At 74.0% G+C, this 2919-nt stretch carries 3 protein-coding genes; 2 read left to right on the forward strand and 1 reads right to left on the reverse strand.

All coding sequences use genetic code 11. The features are described 5' to 3' along the window. Window positions 1–228 precede the first annotated feature (228 nt). A complete protein-coding gene (locus tag ESO86_RS14745; protein ID WP_129235666.1) occupies window positions 229–1191 on the forward strand; it encodes an NADP-dependent oxidoreductase in 963 nt (320 codons plus the stop codon). Window positions 1192–1222: 31 nt separating this feature from the next. Here ESO86_RS14745 and ESO86_RS14750 read toward each other — a convergent pair whose 3' ends face one another. Then, the gene (locus ESO86_RS14750) at window positions 1223–2188 is read right to left on the reverse strand and encodes an ArsR/SmtB family transcription factor (RefSeq protein WP_129235667.1); all 966 of its coding nucleotides are present in this window, start codon (window positions 2186–2188) and stop codon (window positions 1223–1225) included. Between the two features lie 55 nt (window positions 2189–2243). Between ESO86_RS14750 and ESO86_RS14755 the strand changes: the two genes are divergently transcribed. Further along, the coding region (locus tag ESO86_RS14755; protein ID WP_165307929.1) for an MFS transporter at window positions 2244–2919 on the forward strand (676 nt) is incomplete at its 3' end.

A 2919-nucleotide genomic window follows, 5' to 3' on the forward strand; every position in this document is an offset into this window, starting at 1 on the left:
GTGCCCGCCCGGGACGACGGTCAGGCGGCGCAGGCCGACGCGATGCGCGAGGCCGTGCGGCGGTGGCTCAGCCGGTCGTGACGCGGTCCTCGTCGGGCGCTTCGCGGCCGCGGCGATCCGGAGCACGCCGGACAGCGAGCGCATGCATCCCCGTCGAATCCACCGGCGTCGCGCGGCCCGATGTGCCCGAGAATGGTCGGACGGGCGGCGAGCGGACGGGGGGAATCGATGCGGGCACTGGTGGTCGATGAGACGGGCGAGGGCGCGGTGTTCCGCATGGCGGACGTCCCGCAGCCGCTCCGCGTGCAGGACGAGGTGCTCGTGCGGGTGATCGCCGCGGGCGTGAACCCCATCGATCGCAAGACCAAGCTCGGACGCGGCGTCTCCGCCGCGATCCCGTCGTACCCGGCGATCCTCGGCCTCGACTTCGCGGGCGTCGTCGAGGAGGTCCCGTACGCCGCGCATCCGCTGAAGGTCGGCGATCGCGTCTACGGCATGGGCCGCGTCCCGCGGATGACGGGCACGTACGCCGAGGTCGTCAGCATCCCGTCGATGTCGGTCGCGCCCATGCCGATCGGGACGGGCTTCGTCGAGGCGGCCGGGATCCCCTGCGCGGCGCTCACGGCGTGGGGTGCGGTCGTCGACGTCGCCCGCGCCCACGACGGCCAGCGGATGCTGATCCACGCGGGCGCCGGCGGGGTCGGCCACTTCGCGGTGCAGCTCGCGACGTACTTCGGCGCCCAGGTCACGGCCACCGGATCGCCCCGCAATGCCGACTTCCTCCGATCGCTCGGCGCGCAGCAGGTCATCGACCACACCTCGGAGCGGTTCGAGGAGGTCGCCGGCGAACAGGACGTCGTCATCGACCTCATCGGCAACGTCATCGACGACACCGGTACGCGCTCGCTCGACGTGATCCGCCGCGGCGGGCTCATCGTCAACGTGCCCACGAAGTCGTGGCCGACGATGGCCGAGGAGGCGGCCGCACGCGGCATCCGCGCGACGGGCTTCGTCGTCTCGCCCGACGCGCGCACGCTGTCGGTGATCTCACGCCTCGTCGACGACGGCGCCATCCGGGTCCACGTCGACGAGGTGTTCCCGCTCGAGCAGGGCGAGACCGCGCACACGCGCCTCGGCGGCGGTCACGTGCGCGGCAAGCTCGTGCTGCGCGTGGCCGACGACCCGGAGTAGCGCGCCCCGGGCGATCCCTCCATGCGCACGGTCACGACGCGGGCAGCGCACCCTCCAGCAGTGCGGACCCCAGCTCGCTGCGCAGGTAGAGGACGCTCCGGCCGTGACGCGCGCTCGAGAGCAGGCCCGCGTCCCGGAGCGCGCGCAGGTGCTGGTTCACGGCGCTCGGCGTGACGCCGAAGCGCACTCCCAGTTCGGTCGAGGACGCCGGATCGCCGAGCGCCGCCAGGAGCGAGGCCCGGGTGTCGCCGAGGATGCCGGCCAGCGCCGCCGGATTCGCGACCCGCTCGGCCTCCCACAGGGCCCCCTGCCCGCGTGCGGGGTACATGAGCATCGGCGGCCCGTCGCCGACCGGCGCCGAGGCGCGCCGCGTGAACATCGTCGGCACGAGCGTGAGGCCCGTGCCCACGATCGCCTGGGTGCGGTCGCGCGGGTCCCGAAGCCGCACCCGCAGCACGTCGCCGTCGAAGTCGACCGTCGCGGTGAGCCCGTTCAGCATGGCGCCGAGTCCCTGCTGCGCGATCTGCCGCCCGCGGTGCACGACGTCGGCCTCGAGGACCGCGCGCATGCGCGACCAGTACGGAGCGAAGCTCGCCGCCCAGAGCTCCTCGAGTGCCGCGACCATGCGACCGATCGCCGCCCTCGGCGGGCCGGCGAGCGCGTCGGGCACGCGGCCGTGCACCGCCACGAGGTCGGCGTGGAACCGGTCTGCGGGCAGGTCGCGCAGTGCGGCGAGCTCGTCGTCGAGCCGCGTGAGCGGGGATGACGGTCGCGGGTTGAGGAAGTCCGGCGTCCACATGCGATCGTCGATGAGCGCGTCGAGCGCCGCGTGGTCGAGGTCGGCGCGCGAGGCCTCGGTGCGCCGGACCCACGGCAGTTGCAGCGGGAACCACTCGGGTGCGTGGACGGCGCGGAGCGACAGCCCGAGCTCGCACAGCGGGGAGATGCCGAAACGGACGGCGGCGACGTCCTGCTCGTCGAGCACGTAGCGCAACATGTAGCACAACGCTACATCGATTCCACCGCCGCCGCGGCCCTGCGAGAACGGAACCGTGACCACCGCACCCCCTCGACCGTCGTCCCTCTCGCGCGTCCTCGACTCCCTCGCCGACCCCGTCCTCCGCGCGCTCGTGGTCGCCACGCTCATCGGCCGCGTCGGGCGCGGGATCTTCCTCACCGTCACCGTCCTCTACTTCACGTTCGTCGTCGGCCTGCCCGCGCACGAGGTCGCGCTGGTGCTGACGCTCGCCAGCGCGGCCGGCGTGCTCTCGTCGTTCACCGGCGGATGGCTCGCCGACCGCGTGCCGGCCCGGCGCCTGCTCATCGGGCTCTCGATCGCCGACGGCCTCGGGCTCATCGCGTACGTCTTCGCGAGCGACCTCGCGACCGCGCTCGTCATCGCGGTGGCCGTCGGCGCGGTCGACCAGGCCGCGAACTCGACCCGCAGCGCGATCATCGCCCGCGCGTTCACCGGCGAGGCCCGGGTCGGCGCCCGCGCGACGCTGCGGGCCGTCACGAACGTCTCGATCGCGGTCGGATCCGGCATCGGGGCCCTCGCACTCGTACTCGGGACACCGGAGGCGTATCGCGCGACGATCGTGATCGCCGGCGCGGCCTCCCTCCTGGGCGTGACGCAGCTCGTCCGGCTGCCCCGATCGGTCGACGCGCCCGCGCCGCGCGCGGCCGAGCCCGTGAGCACGGCCACCGGGTCGACGGATGCCGCGGCCT

The organism is Agromyces binzhouensis (assembly GCF_004135055.1).
Taxonomy (GTDB): Bacteria; Actinomycetota; Actinomycetes; order Actinomycetales; family Microbacteriaceae; genus Agromyces; species Agromyces binzhouensis.